Genomic DNA, 23,140 nt, shown 5'->3' on the forward strand with positions numbered 1-23,140 from the left:
CGCATGGCGGAACACGAGCAGCAGGGCGCGCTGGCGGGATTGCGCATCATCGATCTGTCGCGGGTGTTGGGCGGCCCGTACGCGACCCAGATCCTCGCCGACCACGGCGCGGAGGTGATCAAGGTCGAACCGCCTTCCGGCGACGAGACGCGTACGTGGGGCCCGCCGTTCGACGGCGACACAGCGTCGTACTTCCTCGGCGTGAACCGCAACAAGCTCGGCATCGCGCTCGACCTGACGCAGCCGGCCGATCGCGAGCGGCTGCTCGGGCTGCTCGAACACGCGGACGCGCTGGTCGAGAACTTCAGGATCGGCACGATGGAGCGCTGGGGGCTCGGTTTCGATGCGCTGCACGCGCGGTTTCCGCGCCTCGTTTATTGCCGCGTGTCGGGTTTCGGCGCGGATGGTCCGCTCGGCGGGCTGCCGGGCTATGACGCGGCGGTGCAGGCGCTCGCGGGGCTGATGAGCGTCAACGGCGAAGCCGGCGGCGCACCGTTGCGTGTCGGCGTGCCGATCGTCGATCTCGTCACGGGGCTGAACGCGGCGCTCGGCGTGCTGATGGCGCTGCGCGAGCGCGATGCGAGCGGGCGCGGCCAGTTCATCGAATCGACGCTGTTCGACTGCGCGCTGTCGATCCTCCATCCGCATACGCCGAACTTCTTCCATTCGGGCCAGGCGCCCGTGCGCACCGGCAACGCGCATCCGAACATCACGCCGTATGACAGCTTTCCGACGGCGGGCGTCGACATTTTCCTGGCGGTCGGCAACAACGGGCAGTTCGCCGCGCTGTGCGACGTGCTCGGCACGCGCGACTGGCTCGACGATCCGCGCTTCGCCGACAACCGCGCCCGCAGCCAGAACCGCGCCGCGCTGCGCACGCTGCTCGAAACGGCGCTGGCCGCGCACGACGGCGCGACGCTCGCCGAGCGACTGATGCACCGCGGCGTGCCGTGCGCGCCCGTGCTCGCGCTCGACGCGGCGCTCGCCCATCCGCACGTCGCGCATCGGCGGATGAAGGTCGAACTGGGCCGGCATCGCGGCATCGCGTCGCCGATCAAGCTCGGCCGCACGCCGGCCACGTACCGGCGGCCGCCGCCCGCGCTGAACGAACATGCGGCACAGGTGTTTGCGGATGACAACGGCAACGACGGCAACCGCCGGACCTGACCGGCCTGGCCGCCGTCGGCCGTGCCGCCTTGCGGCGCACGGCCGCGCGTGCTGGCACACCAACAATTCGGACATCACGCCGGCCCGCGCATCGACACGCACCGACACGCGCACCGGCTGAAGAGGAGACGCATCATGCTCGCATGGATCGGCGCGATCGCCATCGTCGCGCTGTTCGGCCTGATCATCACGAAGCGGCTGTCGCCGCTCGTCGCGCTGATCGTCGTGCCGGTGGCCGCGTCGCTCGCGGCCGGCTTCGGATTGCAGACCGGCAAGTTCGTCGTGCACGGCGTACAGAACATCGGCCCGATCGCCGGGATGTTCGTTTTTGCGATTCTATTTTTCGGTGTCCTCACCGACGCGGGGATGCTCGATCCGATCATCGCCGGCGTGCTGCGCGTGATCGGCTGCCATCCGCCGCGCATCGTGATGGGCTCGGCGCTGCTCGCGCTGCTGATCCATCTCGACGGCTCGGGCGCCGTCACGTTTCTCGTCACGCTGCCCGCGATGATGCCGCTCTATACGCGGCTCGGGATGGATCGTCGCATCCTCGCGTGCGTCGCGTCGATGGCGGCCGGCGTCAATTTCCTGCCGTGGGTCGGGCCGATGCTGCGCGCGTCGGCCGCGCTGCACATTCCCGGCTCGGCGATCTTCACGCCGATGATCCCGGTGCAGATCGTCGGGCTCGTGTTCGTATTCGGCACCGCGTACGTGCTCGGCGTGCGCGAGGCGAAGCGGCTCGGGCTCGACCGCGCCGGCGCGGCCGCGCTCGCGATCGCACCGCGCGAGCTGACCGACGCCGAGCGCGCGTTGCGCCGGCCGGGCCGCTTCGGAATCAACGTCGCGCTGACGCTGGTCGTGCTCGTCACGCTGGTGTCGGGCATCGTCGACCCGATGGTGATGTTCATGCTCGGCACGGTCGCCGCGCTCGTGATCAATTATCCGGACGTGCACGCGCAGCGCGAGCGGATCGACGCGCATGCGAAGGCCGCGCTGATGATGGCGAGCGTGCTGCTCGCGGCCGGCGCGTTCACCGGCATCATGTCCGGCACCGGGATGCTGAAGGCGATGGCCGAGGTCGTCGTCGCGCACGTGCCGGTCGAGCATGCGCGCCACATGCCGTTCGTGCTCGGGCTGCTGTCGATGCCGCTCAGCCTGCTGTTCGATCCCGATTCGTTCTACTTCGGCGTGCTGCCGGTGCTCGCGGAGAGCGGCAAGCTGCTCGGCGTGCCACCGATCCAGATGGCGCAGGCCGCGCTGCTCGGCCAGATGACGACGGGTTTCCCGGTGAGCCCGCTCACGCCCGCGACGTTCCTGATCGTCGGCCTGACCGGCGTCGAGCTCGCCGAGCACCAGAAATTCACGATTCCGTTCCTGTTCGCCGCCACCGTGCTGATGGTCTTCGCCGCGGTCGCGACGGGCGTGTTTCCATTGTGAGCGGCGCGGCCGTTCACGCTTGCCGGGAGAGCAGCCCATGCAGTTCGACCTGACCGACGACCAGCGCGCGATCGAAAGCGCGATCGAGAAAATCTGCGCGCGCTTCGGCGACGACTACTGGCTCGAACGCGATCGCGCGGGCGGGTTTCCGGCCGATTTCCACGCGGCGCTCGCCGAGGCCGGCTGGCTCGGCATCGCGATGGATCCGGCCTACGGCGGCGCCGGCCTCGGGATGACCGAGGCGGCGCTGATGATGCGCACGATCAGCGCGTCGGGCGCCGGGCTGTCCGGCGCGTCGGCCGTCCACATGAACATCTTCGGGCTGAATCCGGTGCAGGTGTTCGGCAACGATGCGCAGAAGGCGCGCTTCCTGCCGCCGCTGATCGCCGGGCGCGACAAGGCATGCTTCGCGGTGACCGAACCCGACGCCGGGCTCGACACCACGCACCTGAGCACGCAGGCGCGCCGCGACGGCGATCACTACGTGCTGAGCGGGCGCAAGATCTGGATCTCGACCGCGCAGGTCGCGAACAAGATGCTGATCATCGCGCGCACGACGCCGCTCGACCAGGTCGCGAAACCGACCGACGGGCTGAGCCTGTTCTATACCGACCTCGACCGCTCGCGCGTCGAGGTGCGCGAAATCGAGAAGATGGGCCGCAAGGCGGTCGATTCGAACATGCTGTTCATCGACAATCTGCGCGTGCCGCGCGACGACCTGATCGGCAACGAAGGTGACGGCTTCCGCTATCTGCTGCACGGGCTGAACCCCGAACGGATCCTGATCGCCGCCGAGGCGATCGGGCTCGGGCAGGCCGCGCTGCGCCGCGCGACGCAGTATGCGTGCGAGCGCGTGGTGTTCGGCCGGCCGATCGGGCAGAACCAGTCGATCCAGCATCCGCTCGCGCAGGCATGGATGCAGCTCGAGGCCGCGTGGCTGATGGTGATGAAGGCCGCAACGCGCTACGACGCGGGCCAGTCGTGCGGCGCGGAGGCGAACGCGGCGAAATACCTCGGCGCGGAAGCGGCGTTCCAGGCGTGCCAGACGGCGATCGCGACGCACGGCGGGATGGGGTACGCGAAGGAATACCATGTCGAGCGCTACCTGCGCGAGTGTATGATTCCGAGGCTCGCGCCCGTGAGCCCGCAACTGATCCTGTGCTACATCGCGGAGAAGGTGCTCGGGCTGCCGAAGTCGTACTGACCGTACCGACCCGGCGGCCCGCCCGGCGCGCGGGTTCCCGTTCCGAATCAAGCGCTCGTCATGGACGTCAAACTCGTTGCCCGCACGCTCGACCTGTTCGAGCTGTTCGCCGCCGAACGGCGGCCGCTGCCGCTCACCGAACTCGCGCGCCTGCTCAACGTGCCGGCGTCGAGCTGCCTCGCGATGGCGCGCACGCTCGTGAGCCGCGGCTATCTGTACGAAGTGCGCAAGCGCGGCGGCTACTATCCGACGCGGCGCCTGCAGACGGTCGCCGCCGCGATCGACGCGACCGATCCGGTCGTCGACATCGTGCATCCGCACCTCGTCGCGCTGCGCGACGCGAGCCGCGAAACGGCCGTGCTCGGCAAGATCCAGGGCGCGTCGGTCACGTACCTCGACGTCGTCGAATCGGAGCAGGCGATCCGCTATACGCGCCAGCCGGGCGAACTGCGGCCGCTGCATGCGAATTCGATCGGCAAGGCGATCTTCGCGGAACTCGCCGCCGATGCGCAGCAGGCACTCGGCGCGCAACTGCCGTTCGAACGCTTCACCGACGCGACGGTGGCCGACCTGCCGGCGCTCGTCGCGCAGGCCGCGCGGTTTCGCGAGCTCGGCTGGGCGGAGAACTTCGGCGAAAGCGCGCCCGAACTGTCGGCGATCGCGGTCGCGCTGACGCTCGACGGCGACTGGTACGGGCTGTCGATCGTCGGGCCGACCGAGCGGATCCGCCAGCATCGCGACACGCATGCGGCGCTGCTCGTCGACGCGAAGGCGCGGCTGCTGGCCGAGCACGCGCGCGGGTAGGGCGCCGGCTGCGGGCCGTCGCCGGCGTGCGGTCCCGCCACGCCGAAAACGGCCCGCCGCGCCTCACGCGCGAGCGCGCCGCACCGTCACGACTTCACCCACACGCCGCCCGCGCTCGGGTTGTCGCCCTGCGTCCACCATTTCGCGCAATACTTCGCGCTCTGGTACGTCACGCACGTGCCGCCCTGGTACGCGGTCGTCGCCGACCACGCAGGCGTGCCGCCGCCGACCGGCTTCCACACGGCGGCCTGGCCGGGCACGTCGCCCTGCGTCCACCACTGCGCCTGATACGTCGCGCCCTGGTAGGTGACCGTCGCGCCGGCCGTATAGACCTGGCCGGCCGCCCACGGTGCACCCGGCTGAGGCGTGCCGCCGTCCGAGCCGCCGCCGTAGTTCGGGTCCTGCGTGACGCCCGCGCCCCACTTGCCGTCGAGCTTCCTGAAGATCGCCGCGAACGCGTACGGCTGCTGCGCGACGCCCGAGCAGGTCGGCGACGCATACGTGCCGCCGGACGGGCACGCCTGATCGCGGCCGACCGACCAGTTGCCGAAGAAACCGTAGCCGTTCGCGATCGCCGCGTTCAGCACGGTCTGCGCATTCGCGAGCGTGAAGGTTTCGCCCTGCACGTCGTTCACGCCGATCATCGGCGTGACGCCGACCATCTGCCACAGCTGCGCGTTGGTCTTCGGCTGGCCGGCCGACTTGAACGCCGTGTCGAGCTGCGAATACAGCGCCTGCGCGGCGCTGATCGCCGCGGCGCCCATGTCGATGTTCGCGGGGCCGTAATCCATCGCCATCACGTTGACCGCATCGAACGTGGTCTTGTTCGCGATGGCCGCGTTGACGACGTTCACGCCGTCCTGCGTGAGCCCGGTCGGCATCGTCGGCAGCGTCAGCGTCACGTGCAGCGGCTTGCCCTTCGCCGCGTAGTCGGCCTGCAGTTGCGCGACCGCCTGGAAGTTGCGCGCCACCGCCGCCGTATCCTGCTGCGACGCGCCCTCGATGTCGAAATCGACATGCGTGAGGCCGTACGTATCGATCACCGTCTGGTATGCAGTCTTCAGCGCGGGGACCGTCGAGCACGCCTGCATCAGCGGCGTGCCGTTCGCGCCGCCGAACGACACGGCGACTTCGCCGCCTTTCGCGCGGTAGCTCGCGATCGACGTGGACAGCGCGGTCAGCAGGCCGCCGCTCGCGCCGTTGCCGATCGGCTGCACGCCGCCCCACGACGGCACGCAGCCGTTGCCCGCGACCACGAACGCGAGCGTGAACTGCTGGATGCCCTGGCGTACGCCGATCTGGTCGACCAGCGGTGTCGGATAAAGCGTCACGTCGACATACGGTGCATAGACGCCGGCACCGTGCGACACGCTCGCCATCGCGAGCAGACAACCCGCGGCAAACGCACGCGGAACGAAACGCGGCAACACATTGTTGTTCATTCTGTGTTCTCCAAGTGGAAGAGGGATACGCTGGCCTGCGTATCGCCGCCGGCGGGCAACGCAGGTGTCCCACCGGCGGCGTGCCTATCTTGGAGGATTCGCGTCGAATAGGGAATTTAGGTGTTCTTCTTTTCGTTATTCGATTTCCGATACGTAACGAACTTGCCGATTCGTTCGCGTTTCGAAACGCGGGGCGGGCACTTTTTCCGACCGGTCGCGCGACGCAGTGCGCATGGACCGGTTCCAGCGAACCGGCGACGCGCCGGCATGCCGATCGCCGGCGCGCGTGCATGCGCATTCACGCGAGCGTCGCCCCGGATGCGGTACGCGCCACGCCGCGCGCAGCCGCGTTCACCGATACCAGCGCGGCGTATAGACCCATTCGCGCGTGTTGCCGATCGCGAAACGCCGTGTCGTCGACGAGCCGACGATTACCATCGTGCGCATGTCGACCTGCTCGCCGCGCAGCGCGCCGAGCGTCGTCGTCGAGAGCGTCGCGCCCGGCCGGCCGATGTCGCGGCCGAGCACGACCACCGTATCGGCCGCGCGATGCGCGCGCACGATATCGAGCGCACGGTCGAGCTGCCACGGCCGCGCGCGCGAGATCGGGTTGTAGAACGCCATCACGAGATCGGCTTGCGCCGCGTGCCGCAGGCGCGTCTCGATCACGTCCCACGGCTTCAGGTTGTCCGACAGCGAGATCGCGCAGAAATCGTGGCCGAGCGGCGCGCCGGCCTGCGCGGCCGTCGCGAGCGACGCGGAGATGCCGGGCTCCACGCGCAAGTCGACCGCGGCCCATTGCGGGTCGCGTGCTTCGTCGAGCGCTTCGAGCACGGCCGCGGCCATCGCGAACACGCCGGGGTCGCCCGACGACACGACCGCGACGCGCCGGCCCTCGGCCGCGAGTTCGAACGCATGGCGCGCGCGCTGCATTTCCTCGCGATTGTCGGTGCCGTGCATGCGCTGGTCCGCCCGAAACGGGCCGGCCATGTTCACGTAGGTCGTGTAGCCGAGGATGTCGGTCGCGTCCGCGAGCGCCGCGCGCGCGGCCGGCGTGAGCCATGCTGCGCCGCCCGGGCCGAGGCCGAGCACCGTCAGGCGGCCGCGTGCGCGGCCGAGCGTGGCCGGATCGACCGGCTGCGATGCGACCGCGCACGCGAGACCGTTCGATGCGTCACGCAGCGTGTGGGTGACACGTAATGCGCGGCCGAGCAGCGTGGCGGCGTCGGCGGGCGCGTCGCGGTCGCGATCGCCATCGCTAGCGACGAAACGCAGCGGCACGTCGAGCGTGCTCGCCGCTTCTTCCAGCGCGGCGTCGCCGATCGCGGACGCCGGCGCGACGATGGCCGCGAGCGCCAGCCGCGCGAGGCCCTGCGCGTCGAGCGCGGCTTCGATACGCACGGCCAGCGCTTGCGCTGCATGCACGGCATCCGCCGCCACGCCGACCACCACGCTGCGCGGATGAATCACGAGTTCGTCGCGCGCGCCGCGCCACGCATCGGGCGTCACGCGAATCGCATGCGCGGCCGCGGCATCGCGCGGCAACGCGACCTCGTCGAGCCACGGCGCGGCGCCGTCGACGCGCGTCGACGCGCCCGCGAGCAGGTCGGACACGAAGCGCTTGCCTTGCGCGAGGTCGGCGAGCGCATAGCCTTCCGGCGGATTGAGCACGCATGCGCCGAAGCGCAGTTCGCCGCTCGTCGTGATCGCCGGCGCGACGCCGACGCATGCGGCGATTTCACGCGCGATCGCGTTGACGCCCGTCAGCCCGCCGAGCAGCGGCACGACGGCCGAGCCGTCCTCCGCGACCGCGAGCACCGGCGGCTCGACGCCCTTGTCGGCGAGCGCGGGCGCGAGGCAGCGGATCACGATGCCGGCCGCGCACAACGCGACGATCGGCAAGCCGCGTGCATAGAGTTCGCGCAGGTGCGCGCCGAGTTCGTCGAACGACACGTCGGCGTCGACGCGCGAGGCAAGCCCGTGCACGCGGGCGCCCGGGTAACGCGCCTGGATACGCCGTGCGGTATCGAGCGCGCCCGCGCCGAGAATCACGATCGCGGGCGGCGTCGTCATCCTTGCCATTTTTCCCCCGGCACGACGAGCAGCGAGAAATACGGCGACGCCATCGGATCGACCTCGTCGAGCGGCACGATGCGCTGGTTCGCCATCGTCGCGCGCTCGACGTACAGCGCGCGCTTCGCGAGCCCGAGTTCGTCGAGCACGCGCCGCACCTTGTCGAAATTGCGGCCGAGCTTCATCACGACGGCCGCGTCGGCCCGCGCGAGCCGCTCGCGCAGTTCGTGCTCGGGCAGCACGCCCGACAGCACCGACAGGCTCTGGTTGCGATAGACGAGCGGCTGGCCGAGCACGGCCGTGCCGCCGAGCATCGCGCACACGCCGGGGATCACCTCGGTGTCGTAGCGCGGCGCGAGGCGGTCGTGCAGATACATGTACGAGCCGTAGAAGAACGGGTCGCCTTCGCAGATCACCGCGACGTCGCGGCCCGCATCGAGGTGCGCGGCGACGATGTCGGCCGCGGTGTCGTAGAAATCGGCGATCACCGTCTCGTAGCACAGTGGCGGCGGCAGCGCCTCGGTCGTCACCGGGTAGACGAGCGGCAGTTGCGTCTGCCCGTCGAGCAGGTGCGCCTCGACGATGCCGTACGCGTTGCCTTTCTTGCCTTTCGCGACGAAATACGCGACCACCGGCGCTGCCTGCAGCACGCGCAGCGCCTTGATCGTCATCAGTTCGGGGTCGCCCGGGCCGACGCCGACCCCGAACAGCCGTCCGCGCGCCGTCGTCATTCGACCTCCGTTGCAAGCGCATTGACCGCGGCGGCGGCCATCGCGCTGCCGCCGCGCCGGCCGAGCAGCGCGACGTACGGCACGCCGCGGCTGTCGGCGTCGAGCATCGCCTTCGATTCGGCCGCGCCGATGAAACCGACCGGGAAGCCGAGGATCAGCGCGGGGCGCGGCGCGCCGGCGTCGATCATGTCGAGCAGATGAAACAGCGCGGTCGGCGCATTGCCGATCACGACGACGCTGCCCGCGAGATGCGGGCGCCACAGTTCGAGCGCCGCGGCCGAACGCGTGTTGCCCAGTTGCCGCGCGAGATCGGGCACCTCCGGCTCGCCGAGCGTGCAGATCACGCGATTGGCCGCGGGCAGCCGTGCACGCGTGATGCCTTCGGCGACCATCCTCGCGTCGCACAGGATCGGCGCGCCGGCCGCGAGCGCGGTACGGCCGGCCGTGCCGGCGCCGGCGGAAAAACGCAGGTCGTACACGATGTCGACCATCCCGCACGCATGGATCACGCGCACCGCGAGTTTCTCGAGATCGGGCGGGATCTGCGACAGGTCGGCCTCGGCGCGGATCGTCGCGAACGACTGGCGGTAGATTTCCTGCCCGTCGCGAATGTAGTCAAGCATCGGTGGTGTCCTGGGTGTGCCGCGCGTCCATGAGTCGGACCGCGGCCTGGTCAATCGTCAGATGGCGCGCGAGCGGGGCGCCGAGGCCCGCGGCCGCGTCGCGCCGGTAAAGGTCGTAGTGCGCGGGCGCCACCGCGACGAGCGTATGCGCGGCGGGGTGCGGCAGCGCGCAGTGGCGTTCGCAACCGGTCAGATGCACGTCGAGCGGATGGCCGAGACGCGCGGCGAGCGCGCGCGCGTCGTGTTTCGTGTCGGCGTGCGCTTTCGCGCAGCCGGCGCTGCCGGCGCACGCGACGAGCGCAGCCAACGGTTCGGACGACGCACACACGAGGCCGAGCGACGCGAGTGCTTCGCGCATCGCAGCCGCACGCGCGTTCGGCACGCCGTGCATGAACACGCCTTGCCACGGCGTCATCGACAGCGTGCCGTCGCCGTCGGCTTCGGCCAGTGCGGCGAGCCGTTCCAGTTGCGCCGCGTCGAGCCGCCCGAGCGCGAATTGCGCGCCGATGCTGCAGCGCGCCGCGTCGCGCGACGGGCGCGCGCCGAAGCGCAACGCGGGGTCGGTGCGCGTGCGCCGCCAGTCGGCAAGCGCCGGATCGGCCGCGAGCGGGAAGGGCAGGTCGTGCTGCGCGCGTTCGAGCAGCGTGCGTTCGTCGCACGTCTCCAGCAACGCGCGCATCCGCGTGACCTCGGCCGGCGCGAGATCGAGGAACGCGCGCAGCAGCGCGCGAACCAGCGCGACGGCCTGATCGGGCGATACGTCGACCGAAGCCGGCCGGTCGCCGCGCGCAACCGGCGGACAGCCGGCCAGCCCCGCCGCGACACGCATCGCGCCGTCGCCGCGACGCCACGCCGCCAGCCAGATGTCGTGCGGATGATCGAGCGCCGCGACCGTTTCGCCGCCGTCGAGCTGGATCGAGAATTTCGGCGACAGTTCGCCGCGACGCGGCTCGCTCGCCAGCATGTCGAGCAGCGACTCGGCGAGCGCGCGGCTATCGACGAGCGCGGCCGGGTCGTGCCCGGCGAGCGGGCTCACCATCACGTTGCGGACGTCGTCGCTCGCCGCGAGCGCGGCTGCATCGAAGGTGGCGTTGTCGGCGCTTGCGCGGGGGCCGAGCCCCGCGTCGAGCAGCGCGTGCGCCAGCGCATCGGCCGCGCCGTCGCGAATGCCGCGCAGCTGGAGATTCGCGCGATTGGTCGCGTCGATCGCACCGGAGCCGTACAGGCGCGCGGCGGCGGCGATCGCGCGCGCCTGGCGCGCGTCGAGCCGGCCGCCCGGCAGCTTGATCCGGCACAGCCCGCCGTCGACGGCCGCGACCACGCGCACGAGCCCCGGGCAGGCCGACGGGCGCACGGCGGGCGACGCAGGGATCGAATCGGGAGCGGAATTCAACGAGATACCGGGACAGTGTGGCGCCGCGGCCAACGCATCGGTACACCCCGCCCGACGCCGACTGGCACGCACGCACTTTCTGGCCGGCAGGTCTCCTGGCTGACAGGTCGGCGCCGGCTCCCGGCCTTCCCGGTGAAACCAGTGGCATGAGGGGGAGATCGGCTCGCTGTCTACAGTTGCGGGGGCAGCCACAGCGGCGCGCGAGGCGCCCTGTGTTCCCTCTTCGGCCCCGAGGGGCACCGGCGAACGAACGGCCGTAGGATACCCGATTTCGGCCGCGATTCGCGACCGGCCGGCCGTTCGCGGCGGGCGAAGCGGGCAACGATCGGGCGCGGGCGGGCCGGCGGATGAAACGCCGGGTGGAACACGGTACCATGCCGTTTTTCGCAATGCGGACGGCTGCACCGGCGCTTTCACGGCCGCGCGGCGACACGATGGAATCGAACGATGGGGAAGGATGCATGACGGCGTGGCTGACGGTAGTGGGCATCGGCGACGACGGTTACGCGGGGCTCGGACGCCACGCGCGGCGCGCGCTGCTCGACGCGACGCATGTGGTCGGCGCGAAACGGCATCTCGACATGCTGCCCGCCCGGCTGCGGGCCGCGCGCGAAGCTTGGCCGTCGCCGTTCGACCTGTCGGGGCTGCTCGCGCGCCGCGGCGCGCCCGTATGCGTGCTCGCGAGCGGCGACCCGATGCTGTTCGGCGTCGGCGCGACGCTCGCCCGCCAGCTTTCTCCCGACGAATGGCGCGTGCTGCCCGCGCCGTCGTCGCTGTCGCTCGCCGCCGCGCGCCTCGGCTGGGCGCTGCAGGACGTCGGCGCGGTGTCGCTCGTCGGGCGTCCGCTCGCGACGCTGGCGCGCCACCTGCTGCCGGGCCGGCGCCTGTTCGTGCTGAGCGCCGATGGCCGCACACCGGCCGCCGTCGCGGCCGAACTCACCGCACGCGGCTTCGGGCCGACGCGCGTCAGCGTGTTCGAGCATCTGGGCGGGCCGCTCGAGCGCCGTATCGACGGCCTCGCGCAGGACTGGAACGTCGACGAAACCGCCGCGCTCAATCTCGTCGCGCTGGACTGCCAGGCGGGGCCCGATGCGCCGCGCCGCGCGCTTACGCCCGGCCTGCCCGACGACGCATACCGCCACGACGGCCAGCTCACCAAGCGCGACCTGCGCGCGATGACGCTAGGTCGTCTTGCGCCGGCCCCCGGCGAACTGTTGTGGGACGTCGGCGCCGGCAGCGGGTCGATCGGCATCGAATGGATGCGTGCGCATCCATCCTGCCAGGCGATCGCGATCGAAGCGCATGCGGAGCGGCAGCGCTTCATCGAACACAACCGCGATACGCTCGGCGTGCCGGGCCTGCAACTCGTCGCGGGCCGCGCGCCCGCTGCGCTCGCGGGGCTCGCCGCGCCCGACGCGATCTTCGTCGGCGGCGGCGCAACGGCGCCGGGTGTGCTCGACGCGTGCTGGGCGTCGCTGAAACCCGGCGGGCGGCTGGTCGCGAACGCGGTCACGCTGCAGGGCGAGATCGCGCTCGCCGCGTGGCGCGATGCGCATGGCGGCACGCTCACGCGCGTGTCGCTCGCGCATGCCGAGCCGCTCGGCCGCTTCGACACGTGGCGGCAGCCGCTGCCCGTCACGCTGTACGACGTGCGCAAGCCCGACGCGACAGACGCGGCCGGCTCGTCGCATATGTCGAACACGTCGAACCCAATGGACGCGTGATGCGCGACGAAACCCCCGAACAGCCCGCGCCGCTACGCTTCGGCTACACGACCGGCAGCTGCGCGACCGCGACGTCGCTCGCGGCCGCGCGGCTGTTGCTCGCGGGTCACGCGGACGACGCGGTCGAGATCGTGCTGCCGAAGGGGCAGCGCGTGATGATGCGGCTCGAATTCTGCCGCGCCACGGCCGAGGGCGCCGAAGCCGGCACGATCAAGGATGCCGGCGACGATCCGGACGTCACGCACGGCGCGCTGATCTTCGCGCGTGTCGCGCTCGCGGCCGCGCCCGGCGTGCGCTTTCATGCCGGGCCCGGCGTCGGCACGGTCACGCGTGCGGGGCTGACGCTGCCGGTCGGCGAACCGGCGATCAACCCGGTGCCGCGCCAGATGATGACCACGCACCTCGAAGCGCTCGCCGCCGAACACGGCTACGCGGGCGGCTTCGACGTGACGATCGGCGTCGAAGGCGGCGAGGCGCTCGCGCTGAAGACGATGAACCCTCGCCTGGGCATCGTCGGCGGGCTGTCGATCCTCGGCACGACCGGCATCGTGCGGCCGTTCTCGTGTTCGGCCTATATCGCGTCGATTCATCAGGGCATCGACGTCGCGCGGGCGAACGGCATCGCGCACATCGCCGCCTGCACGGGCAACGCGAGCGAGGACGCGATGCGCGCGCACTACCGTCTGCCCGACATGGCGCTCATCGAAATGGGCGATTTCGCGGGCGCGGTGCTCAAGCACCTGCGGCGCGCGCCGGTCGCGCGCCTGTCGATGTGCGGCGGCTTCGGCAAGCTCAGCAAGCTCGCGGCCGGCCATCTCGACCTGCACAGCCGCCATTCGAGCATCGATCTGCCGCTGCTCGCGCAGTGGGCGGCCGAGGCCGGCGCGAGCGATGCGCTGCAGGCCGCGATGCGCGCCGCGAACACGAGCCAGGAAGCGTTGAAACTCGCGCAGGCCGACGGCGTGCCGCTCGGCGATCTCGTCTGCGCGCATGCGTTGCGGGTGGCGCGCGACATCGTGCCGCCGTCGGTCTCGGTCGAGATGTTCGCGATCGACCGGCAGGGCCGTTTCGTCGGGGAGGCGCGATGAGCCCGCGCATCCTGCTGCTCGGCGGCACCGGCGATGCGCTGAAGATCGCGCGCACGCTCGGCCCGCATCATGTCTACAGTCTCGCCGGTCTCGGCAAGACGCCAGACGATCTGCGCTGCGACGTGCGTGTCGGCGGTTTCGGCGGCGCGGCCGGGCTCACCGCGTATCTTCGCGACGCCGGCATCGGTCTCGTGATCGACGCAACGCATCCGTATGCCGCGCAAATCAGCGCGAACGCCGCGGCGGCGACGCGCGCCGCGGGCGTGCCGCTCTGGGCGCTGCGACGCGCGCCGTGGACGCCGCAACCGGGCGACGACTGGCGGATGGTCGACGACTGGGCCGGCATCGAGGCCGCGCTCGCGCCGTTCAGGCGCCCGCTGTTCACGCTCGGCCGCGAGCCGCTCGCGCATCTCGACGCGATCCCGCCGCACCAGTTCTGGCTCGTGCGCTGCCTCGATGCGCACCCCGGCAACGCCCGCGCGCAGGTCGTCGCCGCGCGTGGGCCGTTCACGCCCGAAGGCGAGCGCGCGCTGTTCGCGCTGGCAGGCATCGACGTCGTCGTCAGCAAGAACAGCGGCGGCGCGGCCACCGAGGCCAAGCTCGACGTCGCGCGCGAACGCAGGCTGCCGGTCGTGATGCTGCGCCGGCCGCCGCTGCCCGATGCCGACCGCGCGTTCGACTCGGTCGCGGCGCTCGTCGACGCACTCGATCCGGCCGCGCGCGCGTGACGCAACGCAGCGGCTCATCCCACGAATTGACGGAGAAATTTCGATGACGGTGTATTTCATCGGCGCGGGCCCCGGCGACCCGGAGCTGATCACGGTAAAGGGCCAGCGCCTCGTGCGCACGTGCCCGGTGATCCTGTATGCGGGCTCGCTCGTGCCGGCCGCCGTGCTCGACGGTCATCGCGCGGAGCAGGTCGTCAACACGGCCGAACTCGATCTCGACGCGATCGTCGCGCTGCTTGCCGCCGCGCACGCGAAGGGGCAGGACGTCGCGCGCGTGCATTCGGGCGACCCGTCGCTGTACGGCGCGATCGGCGAGCAGATCCGCCGCCTGAAAGCGCTCGGGATTCCATACGAAATCGTGCCGGGCGTGACGGCCACGGCCGCATGCGCGGCCACGCTCGGCGTCGAACTGACGCTGCCCGGCGTCGCGCAGACGGTGATCCTCACGCGCTTCGCGGGCAAGACGACGATGCCGGAGGGCGAAGCGCTCGGCGCGCTCGCCGCGCATCGCGCGACGCTCGCGATCCATCTCGGCGTGCGCCATCTCGCGCGCATCGTCGACGAAGTGCTGCCGCATTACGGCGCCGATTGCCCGGTGGCGGTGATCTATCGCGCGAGCTGGCCCGACGAGGAGCGCGTGACGGGCACGCTGGCCGACATCGTCGACAAGGTACAGGGCACGCATATCGAGCGCACCGCGCTGATCCTGATCGGGCGCGTGCTCGACGCCGAAGGGTTCGCGGATTCGACGCTCTACGCGAGCGCGGGCTGAGCGCGCCGGCCTTGGCATCGGCGCGCCCGGCCGTCAGGCCCGTCAGGCCCGCGCGATCTGCCGCATCTGCTTCGGCGCAAAGCCGGCCGCCAGCGCGAACAGCGCGATGCACAGGCACGCCATCGCGATCCACGCGGGCGTGAGATCCGCCAGATGCTGGCGCACGACGCCGGCCGCGAACGGAAACAGGGCGGCGATCAGATAGCCGATGCCCTGCACGAACCCCGTCAGCGACGCGGCATCGGCCGGCGTGGCCGCGTGGTCGACCGTGACGATCAGCGACAGTGGAAACAGCGCGCCGATGCCCGCGCCGAGCAGCAGCGCGGCCGGCAATGCGAGCGCGTCGGGCGCGGCCAGCATCACCAGCAACCCGACGAGCAGCGACGCGATCGCCGCATGCAGCGCAGGCCGGCGATCGGGCAGGCGGTCGATCGTCGCGGAAACGGTCAGCCCCGCGACGACTTCCGCGAACGTCACGCCGCCGAGCAGGCTGCCCGCCGCGGTCGGCGACCAGCCGAGCCGTGTGTAGTATGGCGGCAGCCACGCGAGCACGAGCGTGTAAGCACCCGTCGCGATGCCGAAGAACAGTGCGAGCCGCCACGCCCGCGGCGAACGCGATGGCTGCGCACCCGATACCGACACCGGGCCGGAGGCAAGCGCGTCGCCGCCCCGGCTGGCCAGCGGCCAGGCCAGTGCGGCCAGCGCCGCCGGCAACGCCCAGCCCGCGAGCGCGGCGAGCCAGCCCCAGCGCACCGCGGCGAACGGCGCGACGACGCTCGCGAGCACCGCGCCGCCCATGACCGACGTCGAATAGACGCCCATCGCGCCGCCGATGCGTGTCGCGAAATGCGCCTTCACGAAGCCGGGCAACAGCGCCTGCACCATCGCGATCCCGACGCCCGCGCAGCACGCGCTCGCGAGCAGCAGCCATGCGTGCTGCGCCCCGACGCGCGACGCGCAGGCCAGCGCGATCAACGCGACGCCGAGCCACACGCCGCCCGCGATCCCGGTGAGGCGCTGCAGGCGCCGCGCGCTCAGCGCGCCGAGCCCCATCAGCAGGATCGGGATCGTCGTCAGCAGGCTCGCCGCGCCGTCGCCGATGCCCGTCGCGCGCTGGATCATGTCGAGCAGCGGGCCGATCGCGGCAAGCGCCGGCCGCAGGTTCAGCCCGACGAGCACGACCGCGGCGAGCCGCCAGCCGGGGGGGGATGAAGCGATTCATTGCAAGGCCCTCGATATCGGTGCGCGGCTGCCAGCCAGGCGCCGCACGTTTTTCAGGTAAAGTATCTCGACATCAAGATATATGGCGATTTATCTTGACGTCAAGATAACCGGTGAGCCGAGGAGGGTTAATGGATCGAGCCGAGCATGCGCTCGCGCAATGGCGGGTCGAGCGCCCGGATCTCGACGCGACGTCGATGGTGGTGATGGGGCGGCTGCAGGAAGCCGCGCTCGTGATCGCGCGCGATCGTCTCAATCCGCTGTTCGCGCGCTACGGCATGCACCCGGGGGAATTCGACGTGCTCGCGACGCTGCGGCGCAGCGGCGCGCCGTTCGCGCTGACGCCGACCGCGCTGTACGACGCGCTGATGATGTCGTCGGGCGGGATGACCGCGCGCATCGACCGGCTGCAGAAGGCCGGCTGGGTCGAGCGGCGGCCGAATCCGGCCGACGGGCGCGGGACGCTCGTCGCGTTGACGCATGCCGGGCGCGCGCTGATCGACGAGGCGGTCGTCGCGCATATCGATAACCAGCGGGCGGTGCTGGCTGCGTTGTCAGAGACAGAACAGGCGCAGTTGTCGCGGCTGTTGGGGAAGCTGCTGGCGGGGTTGGAAGCCGGAACGCGGGAAGGGGAGGAAGGGAACTCGCGTTGAACAATGCGTGATGGAAACGTACGCGGCGGGCAAAAAGTTCTTCTTGCATTCTCGTGGACGTCGCGTGTCGGCCCATTGCGGTCGGTCGTAAGATCACGCTCCCTTCGTCGCTTCTTGAAGTACTTCGGTCATCCGACGGCCGGTCTTTTTGGTCGGGCATCGGCCAACACAGTCAACAGCTCCGCGGAACCCTATCGACTCGCCGTACGCCGACTTCCGAGTCATCGGATTTGAGGAAGCCGCGTCAGAGAGGGATTGCGCCGGAAGCCGCTTGTATTGCCGCAGCAATCTCGTCTTCACTGCGCCCCCCATTGATGGCAATGCTTTCCTCAAAGACAAAATGAGGAACCGAACGAACGCCGGCATTGGCCGACTTGAACGCCTCCGCTTCGACGCGATGGTGCTGTTCAGGATCAAGAGCGATGGCACGCGCCTGATCGCGGTTAAAACCGTAGTCGGCGGCAATGTCAGCCAGCACATCCGCATCGGCGATGTTCTTCGCTGCGATGAAGTAAGCATCGGTGATTGCAACGGCGAGCCTGTGCTGCGTGTCACGCCCAGCGGCTGCCAGAATCACGGCATGAGCAGCCTGGGTCGGATAGGCCCAGAGCTGGCGACCAAGATCCAGGTCGAAGCCCGATGCGCGAGCTTCTCCCTCGGGGCGAGCAAAGGCGACCTTCGGATCGGTTATGCCGTAGCGCGAACGCAGCAAATCGGGAATATAGAGACCGCCTGACGGTGCATCTGGCAGCAGCAGGACTGGATGCTGCCGGATGTCAACGACCAGGTGGGGAAAACGCTCCGTCAGCACTTTGTCGAGACGGTGATGCCCGACGATGCACCACGGGCATGTGATGTCAGTATAGAGGTCTATTTGCATAACCCTGTTCTCGTGACCGGATCGCCGACAACGATTTCGACCCTTCCCGCGAACGACGCGCGTTTCTTCACGTCGTCGCCGGGACACGTTGTAGCCCAGCTTCAAGGCTTCCTCGATGATGTGCCTTCAGGCCAGCCCGGTTGCACCGAAGCACCGAACGGCGCGAGGTTTTTTCCGGGCCATGAGGTCACGCAGCCTTCGCCAACAAGGCTTTGATGGCCGTTTCGGTGTTGGCGATTACGGCCTTCGCCGCATCGGGGCCGAAAACCGTGCCTTCGACACGCACCACTTCAACGTCGGTCAGGCCGATGAAACCGAGCAGGTGCAGCAAATAGCTGGTCTGAAAGTCGAACGGTGCCCATGCACCTTCCGAAAACACGCCACCGGCAGCGGTAACGAGATAGACCTTCTTGCCGGTCAGCAGCCCCTTCGGCCCAATATCGCCGTAACCGAAGGTGACGCCCGGCCAGGTGACGTGATCGAACCAAGCCTTTAGCTGCGACGACAGACTGAAGTTGATCATGCCCGAACCGAGCACGATCACATCGGCGGCCTTCAACTCATCGACCAGCTCTTGCGCGACCTTCACCGCCTCGACCTGTTCCGGCGTGCGATCCGCGGGCGAGGTGACCCGACCCTGGATGTAGGCCGGTGCGATATGGGGCGGAGGATTCGCGGCAAGGTCGCGCACGGTCAGCGGGCCGCCCGCGCGGGCTTGGATGCCCTCTGCGATTTCGGTGGCAAAGCGGGTGGAAAGGCTGTCGGCCCCGCGCGGGCTGGACGTGACAAGCAGAGTGTGGCTCATAGCGGCTCCCAAGTATAAAATAAGAACCAAGTCGATTAAGTGACCTGACTTATGAATTCATACAAAGGATGGTATGGTTCCTGCCGTTTCCCCACAAGAAGGCACACGCATGTCACTTAGTCCCCCCGAGCTGCCTGCCGATATGCCTGCCCCTGACGCTGGCGGCTGCCTGGCAACTCGTGAAATCCTGGATCGCATCGGCGACAAATGGAGCCTCTACATTGTCGCTATGCTGGCCGATGGCCCGCGGCGCTTCAACGAATTGAAGCGCCGCATCGAGGGCATTTCCCAGCGGATGCTGACACTGACCTTGCGCGGACTGGAACGCGACGGACTGATAACGCGAACGATGTATGCAACGATTCCGCCTCGCGTCGATTACGAACTCACCGACATGGGAAGAACGCTGTTGAAGCCTGTCATGGCGTTGGTCAATTGGGCGAGCGAGAATCAAGTCGCCATTGCCGAGGCGCATAAACGTTTTGACGAGAAGCCGGAGCCAGATCAGGTCTCGATTCAAGGCGTTGTCTACCAGCGTCGATAGACGAGTGTAGGCCGCAAGCTTGCGCAGACACAGCGGCGAAATTCAGCTGCCCGCTCGCGTTGGGATCTGTCCCGACGCGGATCTTCCTTGGGTGCGCAGGCGCTGCATCTTGCGATCTATCCGACCAAGAGTCGGCCAGGGGCGATCGAAAACGTCTCATGGCATGACTTGGGTGTCCGTTCCCTGAACCAAACGGGACGCCTCGACGTCTCGCCGTCGACGCAAGCCGATGATGCTTCATGGCCGAATACCGACGGTCTCCCGGCGTTCCCCGGAGATCGGCAATGGTCAAAAAAACCCGCCGCGCAATGCGGCGGGCGGCACAAATCATGGGCCGTAGCTCGCACGGCGCGTACCCGCGCAGCGGATCAACCCCGCGCCGGAATATTGAGCCCACGCTCGACAGCCGGCCGCGCAACGAACGCGTCGAGCACCCGCTTCACGTTGCGGAATTCGCTGAAGCCGACCAGATCGCCCGCTTCATAGAAGCCAACCAGATTGCGCACCCACGGGAAGATCGCGATGTCGGCGATCGTGTACGCATCGCCCATCACCCACTGGCGGTTCGCGAGATGCGCGTCGAGCACGCCGAGCAGGCGCTTCGATTCGGCGACGTAGCGGTCGCGCGGGCGCTTGTCCTCATAATCGCGGCCGGCGAACTTGTGGAAGAAGCCGACCTGGCCGAACATCGGCCCGATGCCGCCCATCTGGAACATCACCCACTGGATCGTCTCGTAGCGGCCCGCGAGATCCTTCGGGATCAACTGGCCCGTCTTGTCCGCCAGATAGATCAGGATCGCGCCCGATTCGAACAGCGGCAGCGGCCGGCCGTCGGGGCCGTTCGGATCGATGATCGCGGGGATCTTGTTGTTCGGGTTCAGCGACAGGAATTCGGGCGAGAACTGGTCGTTCGTGTCGAAGCGCACGAGGTGCGGCTCGTACGGCAGGCCGGTTTCCTCGAGCATGATCGACACCTTGACGCCGTTCGGCGTCGGCAGCGAGTACAACTGGAGGCGGTCGGGATGCTGGGCCGGCCACTTTTGCGTGATCGGGAAGGCGGACAGATCGGGCATGAAGGTTCGCTCGTCGAAGTGAATGATCCACGCTGCGTTCGCGCCGCCGCGCTCGCGCACGGTTCGCGGCGCGGCGGCGGGGCGCAGCGCGCCGAAAGCGCCCACTGTAGCCGATCCGGGAAAACGATGCAGGCGTAGGCAGCCGCCCGTGGTTCGGCGCGACGGCCATGCCCGGCGTCGCGCGCGGTGCCGCAAGACACGACCGGCAACGCTTCTCCGGCGGCTGGGGGAAACGTATACGGCCCAACGCGGTTCGCCTCACCTCGATATATGACGTCCTAACACCCTGCGCGAGCGGCGGGCCCACGCCGGACGCCGTCGCGCGGTGCACAATTCATCGGCGCACGGAAGCTTTTTGTCAGGGAAAGTCCCGCCCCGCATCCCGCGGTTTTTTGTTGACCGACATCGTATAACGCCGTCATGATTTCCTGACAAGAAAGGTCCCATCCACCGACCGAAGTGAGGAGACATGAACACCACCCCGATCGCTCGCCGTGTCCGCCGGATCGCACTCGTACTGGGCTTCGCGCTGTCGGCCGCCGCGGCCGTTGCCGCCCCCGTATCGCTGAACATCGTCGACGTCGCAGGCAACCTGCAGCTCACGCAGAAGGCCATCGAGGCGTTCAAGGAGAAGAACCCGAATCTCGTCGCGAACGTCACGTTCACGAACGCGCCCGCGCCGCAGTTGCCGGGCAAGATCAAGGCGATGCAGGCGGCGGGGCGCGCCGACATCGACCTCGTGCTGACGGGCACCGACGCGCTCGCCGCCGGCATCGAGCAGAACCTGTGGCAGAAGCTGCTGCCCGACAACGCGGCCGCGCTCCCCGGCGTGCTCGACAAATACGCGCCCGGCCCGCGCAAGATGCAGGATCTCGCGCAAGGCTACGGCCTCGAGGTCACCTACATGCCGGCCGGCCCGCTGCTCGAATACAACCCGGCGAAGGTCAGCGACCCGCCGAAGACGCCCGAGCAGCTGCTCGCGTGGTGCAAGGCGCACCCGAACAAGCTGATCTATGCGCGCCCGGCGAACTCCGGCCCCGGCCGCACGTTCCTGATGGGGCTGCCGTACGTGCTCGGCGACAAGAATCCGCAGGACCCGATCAACGGCTGGGACAAGACCTGGGCGTTCCTGAAACAGTTGAACGAATGCGTGCCGTACTACCCGGGCGGCACGTCGGCGGTGATGAAGGAGCTCGGCGAAGGCACGCGCGACATGACCGTGACCGTCACCGGCTGGGATCTCAACCCGCGCGCGCTCGGCATCGTGCCGGCCGAATTCAAGATCCAGGCGTTCGACAACATGACGTGGGTCAACGACGCGCACTACATGGTGATCCCGAAGGGCGTGCCGAAGGAAAAGCTCGACGTGCTGTTCAAGCTGATGAACTTCCTGCTGGAACCGGCGCAGCAGGCGATGACCTACGACGACGGCTATTTCTATCCGGGCCCGGCGGTGAAGGGCGTGACGCTCGAGATGGCGCCAGCGCACAGCCAGGAAGTCGTGCGCAAGTTCGGCCGCCCCGAATACGCGAAGCTGCTCGCCGATCGTCCGCACGTGCAGCCGCTCAATGCGCAGGCGATGGTCGCCGCGTTCCAGAAGTGGGATCGCGAGATCGGTTCGCAGAAATCGAAGTGACGCCTGAACCGGCGGGCGCCACGGCGTCCGCGTCGATGGAGTTCGTGGAATGAATCACAGTTTCGAACGGTTGCGGCTCGACGGCGTGTGCCGCAGTTTCACCAATGCGCAAGGCGCGCAGGTCGCCGCGCTGGACGGGCTCGACCTCGAGATCCGGCGCGGCGAGTTCATCGCGCTGCTCGGCCCGTCGGGCTGCGGCAAATCGACCGCGCTGAACTGCATCGCGGGGCTGCAGCCGCTCACGCGCGGCGGTATCTGGCTCGACGACACGCGCATCGACGTGCTGCCGCCCGAGCGTCGCGGCTTCGGCATGGTGTTCCAGAACTACGCGCTGTTCCCGCACATGTCGGTGCTCGACAACGTCGGCTTCGGCCTCAAGATGCGCGGCGTGCCGAAGCAGGAGACGCGGCGGCGCGCGCAGCAGGCGCTCGAGCTCGTGCAGCTCGTCGGTCACGAAGGCAAGCTGCCCGGGCAGTTGTCGGGCGGGCAGCAGCAGCGCGTCGCGATCGCGCGTGCGATCGTGATCGAGCCGCCGCTCGTGCTGATGGACGAGCCGCTGTCGAACCTGGACACGAAACTGCGCATCGAGATGCGCGCGGAGATCCGCCGCATCCACACGCAACTCGAACGCGCGACGATCTACGTGACGCACGATCAGGACGAGGCGCTGTCGATGGCCGACCGTATCGTCGTGATGAAGGAGGGCGTCGTGCAGCAGGTCGCGTCGCCGAAGGACGTCTACACGCGCCCGCACAATCTGCATGTCGCGCGCTTCATGGGCTATCGCAACGTGCTGCCGTTCACGCTCGAAGGCATGGCCGGCGATTACGTGAACGTCGCGTCGGGCGGCGTGCGCCTCGCGGGCGTGCCGATGGCCGGCTTCGACGCGAAGGAGGTCGTCGTCGCGCTGCGCCCCGACGACATCGAGCGCGCGGAACAAGGCGCCGACAATGCATTCGACGCGACCGTCGAGACGGTCGAGTACGGCGGGCGCGACTCGCTGATCCGCGCGATCACGCCGTTCGGCGCGATCTGGGCGCGCGTGGCCGGCGAGTTCACGGAAGGCGAGCGCTTGAGGCTGCGCGTGGCGCCGGCGCGCACGCTCGTCTATGCGGGAGACGGGCAATGAACGGGCTGCGCCA

At 69.3% G+C, this 23,140-nt stretch carries 20 protein-coding genes, 1 pseudogene and 1 riboswitch; of the genes and pseudogenes, 12 read left to right on the top strand and 9 right to left on the bottom strand.

The window, feature by feature from the left end:
- Positions 1-3 precede the first annotated feature (3 nt).
- From LGN10_RS11215 to LGN10_RS11230, 4 genes are all read left to right on the top strand, one after another.
- Positions 4-1,167: a CaiB/BaiF CoA transferase family protein gene (locus LGN10_RS11215; RefSeq protein ID WP_226223322.1), complete on the top strand. Its 1,164-nt coding sequence runs from the start codon at positions 4-6 to the stop codon at positions 1,165-1,167.
- Between the two features lie 135 nt (positions 1,168-1,302).
- The gene (locus tag LGN10_RS11220) at positions 1,303-2,604 is read left to right on the top strand and encodes a CitMHS family transporter (RefSeq protein WP_226223324.1); all 1,302 of its coding nucleotides are present in this window, start codon (positions 1,303-1,305) and stop codon (positions 2,602-2,604) included.
- A gap of 37 nt (positions 2,605-2,641) precedes the next feature.
- On the top strand, positions 2,642-3,808 hold the full coding sequence (locus LGN10_RS11225; RefSeq protein ID WP_104012140.1) for an acyl-CoA dehydrogenase family protein: 1,167 nt from the start codon (positions 2,642-2,644) through the stop codon (positions 3,806-3,808).
- 60 nt (positions 3,809-3,868) lie between these two features.
- Positions 3,869-4,612, top strand: a complete 744-nt coding sequence (locus LGN10_RS11230) for an IclR family transcriptional regulator (protein ID WP_059643362.1) — start codon at positions 3,869-3,871, stop codon at positions 4,610-4,612.
- A gap of 86 nt (positions 4,613-4,698) precedes the next feature.
- Here LGN10_RS11230 and LGN10_RS11235 read toward each other — a convergent pair whose 3' ends face one another.
- The 5 genes from LGN10_RS11235 to cobG all read right to left on the bottom strand — a co-directional run bounded on the left by LGN10_RS11235 (position 4,699) and on the right by cobG (position 10,874).
- The gene (locus LGN10_RS11235) at positions 4,699-6,054 is read right to left on the bottom strand and encodes a chitinase (RefSeq protein WP_226223325.1); all 1,356 of its coding nucleotides are present in this window, start codon (positions 6,052-6,054) and stop codon (positions 4,699-4,701) included.
- A 351-nt stretch (positions 6,055-6,405) separates the two neighbouring features.
- Complete coding sequence (cobJ, locus tag LGN10_RS11240; RefSeq protein ID WP_226223327.1) at positions 6,406-8,127, bottom strand: precorrin-3B C(17)-methyltransferase; 1,722 nt, start codon at positions 8,125-8,127, stop codon at positions 6,406-6,408.
- Positions 8,124-8,858 (bottom strand): precorrin-2 C(20)-methyltransferase, encoded by a 735-nt coding sequence (locus tag LGN10_RS11245; protein WP_060318548.1) that lies wholly within the window; start codon positions 8,856-8,858, stop codon positions 8,124-8,126. The genes cobJ and LGN10_RS11245 overlap by 4 nt, the downstream gene beginning before the upstream one ends.
- Entirely contained in the window at positions 8,855-9,481 is a 627-nt protein-coding gene (locus LGN10_RS11250; protein ID WP_059584056.1) for a precorrin-8X methylmutase, read from the bottom strand. Before LGN10_RS11250 ends, LGN10_RS11245 begins: the two co-directional genes overlap by 4 nt.
- Positions 9,474-10,874, bottom strand: coding sequence for a precorrin-3B synthase (cobG, locus tag LGN10_RS11255; protein ID WP_226223328.1), 1,401 nt, complete (start codon positions 10,872-10,874; stop codon positions 9,474-9,476). The genes LGN10_RS11250 and cobG overlap by 8 nt, the downstream gene beginning before the upstream one ends.
- Before the next feature lie 67 nt (positions 10,875-10,941).
- Positions 10,942-11,133: riboswitch (cobalamin riboswitch) on the bottom strand.
- A 202-nt stretch (positions 11,134-11,335) separates the two neighbouring features.
- Here cobG and cbiE point away from each other — a divergent pair.
- From cbiE to cobM, 4 genes are read left to right on the top strand one after another with little or no spacing between them, the layout of a single operon-like run.
- Positions 11,336-12,598: a precorrin-6y C5,15-methyltransferase (decarboxylating) subunit CbiE gene (cbiE, locus tag LGN10_RS11260; RefSeq protein WP_226223330.1), complete on the top strand. Its 1,263-nt coding sequence runs from the start codon at positions 11,336-11,338 to the stop codon at positions 12,596-12,598.
- On the top strand, positions 12,598-13,686 hold the full coding sequence (locus tag LGN10_RS11265) for a cobalt-precorrin-5B (C(1))-methyltransferase (protein ID WP_104012135.1): 1,089 nt from the start codon (positions 12,598-12,600) through the stop codon (positions 13,684-13,686). Before cbiE ends, LGN10_RS11265 begins: the two co-directional genes overlap by 1 nt.
- Entirely contained in the window at positions 13,683-14,414 is a 732-nt protein-coding gene (locus tag LGN10_RS11270) for a cobalt-precorrin-6A reductase (RefSeq protein WP_104012134.1), read from the top strand. Before LGN10_RS11265 ends, LGN10_RS11270 begins: the two co-directional genes overlap by 4 nt.
- Before the next feature lie 43 nt (positions 14,415-14,457).
- Positions 14,458-15,186, top strand: coding sequence for a precorrin-4 C(11)-methyltransferase (gene cobM, locus LGN10_RS11275; protein ID WP_226223331.1), 729 nt, complete (start codon positions 14,458-14,460; stop codon positions 15,184-15,186).
- A gap of 42 nt (positions 15,187-15,228) precedes the next feature.
- On the opposite strand, the pseudogene LGN10_RS11280 reads toward cobM, so the two are convergent.
- A pseudogene (locus LGN10_RS11280) lies at positions 15,229-16,408 on the bottom strand (MFS transporter).
- Positions 16,409-16,538: 130 nt separating this feature from the next.
- Here LGN10_RS11280 and LGN10_RS11285 point away from each other — a divergent pair.
- Complete coding sequence (locus tag LGN10_RS11285) at positions 16,539-17,060, top strand: MarR family winged helix-turn-helix transcriptional regulator (RefSeq protein ID WP_226223335.1); 522 nt, start codon at positions 16,539-16,541, stop codon at positions 17,058-17,060.
- Positions 17,061-17,304: 244 nt separating this feature from the next.
- Here the strand turns inward: LGN10_RS11285 and LGN10_RS11290 are convergent, their stop codons facing one another.
- Together LGN10_RS11290 and LGN10_RS11295 are read right to left on the bottom strand one after the other, a co-directional pair.
- Positions 17,305-17,940 (bottom strand): DsbA family oxidoreductase, encoded by a 636-nt coding sequence (locus LGN10_RS11290; protein WP_226223337.1) that lies wholly within the window; start codon positions 17,938-17,940, stop codon positions 17,305-17,307.
- A gap of 187 nt (positions 17,941-18,127) precedes the next feature.
- A complete protein-coding gene (locus LGN10_RS11295) occupies positions 18,128-18,745 on the bottom strand; it encodes an FMN-dependent NADH-azoreductase (protein WP_226223339.1) in 618 nt (205 codons plus the stop codon).
- A gap of 109 nt (positions 18,746-18,854) precedes the next feature.
- On the opposite strand from LGN10_RS11295, the gene LGN10_RS11300 reads away from it, so the two are divergent.
- A complete protein-coding gene (locus LGN10_RS11300; RefSeq protein ID WP_059584039.1) occupies positions 18,855-19,289 on the top strand; it encodes a winged helix-turn-helix transcriptional regulator in 435 nt (144 codons plus the stop codon).
- A gap of 368 nt (positions 19,290-19,657) precedes the next feature.
- Here the strand turns inward: LGN10_RS11300 and LGN10_RS11305 are convergent, their stop codons facing one another.
- Positions 19,658-20,362, bottom strand: a complete 705-nt coding sequence (locus tag LGN10_RS11305) for a glutathione S-transferase N-terminal domain-containing protein (RefSeq protein ID WP_226223395.1) — start codon at positions 20,360-20,362, stop codon at positions 19,658-19,660.
- Positions 20,363-20,831: 469 nt separating this feature from the next.
- Between LGN10_RS11305 and LGN10_RS11310 the strand changes: the two genes are divergently transcribed.
- Positions 20,832-21,998, top strand: a complete 1,167-nt coding sequence (locus LGN10_RS11310) for an ABC transporter substrate-binding protein (RefSeq protein WP_226223341.1) — start codon at positions 20,832-20,834, stop codon at positions 21,996-21,998.
- Positions 21,999-22,047: 49 nt separating this feature from the next.
- Positions 22,048-23,127, top strand: a complete 1,080-nt coding sequence (locus LGN10_RS11315; protein ID WP_226223342.1) for an ABC transporter ATP-binding protein — start codon at positions 22,048-22,050, stop codon at positions 23,125-23,127.
- Positions 23,128-23,140 lie beyond the last annotated feature (13 nt).

The sequence above is a fragment of the Burkholderia sp. AU32262 genome, from assembly GCF_020419985.1.
GTDB lineage: Bacteria > Pseudomonadota > Gammaproteobacteria > Burkholderiales > Burkholderiaceae > Burkholderia > Burkholderia semiarida.